The sequence below is a fragment of the Streptomyces sp. NPDC046881 genome (assembly GCF_040645015.1).
Taxonomy (GTDB): domain Bacteria; phylum Actinomycetota; class Actinomycetes; order Streptomycetales; family Streptomycetaceae; genus Streptomyces.
On record NZ_JBEYXJ010000226.1, the window covers coordinates 1 to 2515 of the forward strand.

Consider the following 2515-nt stretch of genomic DNA (forward strand, 5'->3'; position numbering starts at 1 on the left):
GTCCCCGGGGCCGTGCCGCGTTCCGCGCACGGGCGGCCCTCGTGCCGGGCCGCGCGGGTACGGCGGTCACGCCCGCCGGGCTGCGGGCATGCGGCGGGTTCCGCCGCCACGTCTCGCGTACGCCCGCCACGACTGCCGGGCCACGGGTACGCCCGCTACGGCTGCTGGGTCACGGGTCCGCCCGCTACGGTGCCGGGGCCGCGGGTACGCCCGCTACCCCTGCCGGGTCGCGCGGCGTTCCATCGCGTCGCGGGCCGCGTTCTCCGACATGTACACCTCGCACATGTGCCGCCCGTCCGGCGTCGCCGTGTGCTCGACCTCCCACAGGGAGAGCTCGGTGCCGTCCGGCAGCAGGAAGGCGTGCTCGTACAGCGCGTAACTCAGCCCCGTCCGGCCCGCGCGCCCGGGGCGGCCGAACGCCTGGGTGATCTCGTGCGCGGTCGCCGTCGCCAGCAGTGCCGCCGTCTCGGGGCCGGGCCGGTCGGGGTTCTCCGCGCGGCGCAGCAGCCGGCGCGCGTGGTCCGCCGAGTCGCCGGAGGCGTACAGGTGCCGGGGCTCGGGGATCGCCCACAGCCGCATCAGCGACGGAAGCTCGAAGTCCTGCGTCTCCGGCGGCATCCCGAGCCGCGCCGTGGCGGTCTGCAGCTCCTCCTCGTCGACGTACACCTCGTGCTCGGGGGCGCTGCCGGGCGTCGGGTTGTACACCAGCTCCCACAGCGTGACCGCCGAGCCGTCGGCGAGCAGCCAGGTGTGCCGGTACGTCTCCCGGTGCAGCCCGGCGCTGTGGTACGCGGAGTGCAGCGAGCTGTCGTGCGCCAGCGCGCAGTCGAGGCGCCTTATCACGTCGTCGGGCAGCTCGAACGAGTTCAGGGCACGGCCGAGGAGTCGCGCGAGATGCTCCTCAGGAGACTCGGGCGACTCGGCTGGTTCGTACGCTGCCGTCTCGTACGGAACGCTCAAGGCATCTCCCGGCGTTGCTGCATGTCACCTTGTGGGTGCATACCGTAGCCCCTCGGTCGGACATCATGTCCGGGAACCGAGAAAACGTACGCCGGTAAAACGCGCGGGCCGCGCGAGAAGTTCCCGCGCGGCCCGTCGTGTGGTCGAAACCTGCCGCTCAGGCGGCACTTCCGGCGGTCCAGGCGCTCCACGACATGTTCCAGCCGTTGAGCCCGTTGTCGGGGGAGACGGTGGAGTCGGGGGAGTTCTTGACGATCACGACGTCCCCGACGAGCGAGTTGTCGAAGAACCACTTGGCCTGCGTGTCGCCCTGCGCCCCCTGCACGTCCGAGAGGCCGACGCAGCCGTGGCTGGTGCCCTCGCGCCCGAACGGAGGATTGCCCTTGTTGTACCAGTAGTTCCCGTGGATGAACGTCCCCGACGTGGTCAGCCGCATCGCGTGCGGCACGTCCGCGATGTCGTACTCCCCGCCGAAGCCGACCGTCGAGCCGTTCATGCGGGTCTGCACGAACTTCTCGGAGATCACCATCTGCCCGTTGTACGTCGTGTGCTGCGGGCTGCCCGCCGAGATCGGCACCGTCTTGAAGGTCTTGCCGTCCCGGACGACCGTCATGGTCTGCGTGCGGGCGTCCACCGTGGAGACCTGCGACCGCCCGACGGTGAAGGAGACGGTCTTCTTCTGCACCCCGTAGACGCCCTTCGCGCCCTGCACCCCGTCCAGGTCGATGTTCAGCGTGACCTTGGAGCCGGCCTTCCAGTACTCCTGCGGCCGGAAGTCGAGCCGGCGGTCCCCGAACCAGTGGCCGACCACCTGCTGGCCGCTGGTGGTGTTGACCGTGATGTGGGACTGCACGGCCTTCTTGTCGGTGATGGACTTGTCGAAGGTGAACGACACCGGCATGCCGACCCCGACCGTCGAGCCGTTGTCGGGCGTGTAGGTGCCGATGAAGCTGTTCGACGAGCTGACGGTGGTGAAGATGGAGTTGGCCGCCGCGGTGCGGCCGTCGGCGTCCTTCGCGGTCGCGGCTATCTGGTACTTCGTCCCGCGCTCCAGCTGGGCCTTGGGCTTCCAGCTGTGGCCGTCCGCCGATATCGACCCCGGCACGGTCTGTCCCGACCCCGCCACGGTCATCTTCACGTCCGTCAGCCTGCCGTCGCTGACCTTCACCCCGGTGGCGTTGATGGACGCCCCGGTCGAACCGTCCTTGGCCGAGATCGCGATCTTCGCCGTCGACGTCTTGGGGGTGTCCTTGCCGCCCTTGCCGTCGTCGTTCGCGTTGGCGCTGCCGCCGCAGGCGGTCAGGGTGAGGGCGCCGACCATCAGGGCGGCACAGGCCCCCAGTGCGCGCCGCGCTGCAATGTCCGGCGTTGTCACGGGCTGCTCCCAGTTCGTGTGATGTGCGTGATCCGTTCCAGTGCGTGGAGAAAGAGGGCACCGAAGCCGGGGTAGGTTCCCTCCGGCGCCCCTGAACGCCATCACGTGACAGAACCGCGACAATCCTGGGCTCAACCCGGGCCTAGGCCGTGTCCGCAAAGTCCCTCCCGCCCTCCGGGC

Annotated in this window: 2 protein-coding genes; both read right to left on the reverse strand. The window is 70.1% G+C overall.

What is annotated here, in order from left to right; all coding sequences use genetic code 11:
- Positions 1 to 213 precede the first annotated feature (213 nt).
- Positions 214 to 960 carry a DUF6227 family protein gene (locus ABZ923_RS41135; protein ID WP_361483525.1) on the reverse strand — a complete coding sequence of 249 codons (747 nt, stop codon included), beginning with the start codon at positions 958 to 960 and terminating at the stop codon, positions 214 to 216.
- Positions 961 to 1117: 157 nt separating this feature from the next.
- A complete protein-coding gene (locus ABZ923_RS41140) occupies positions 1118 to 2335 on the reverse strand; it encodes an Ig-like domain-containing protein (RefSeq protein WP_361483528.1) in 1218 nt (405 codons plus the stop codon).
- Positions 2336 to 2515: the final 180 nt, after the last annotated feature.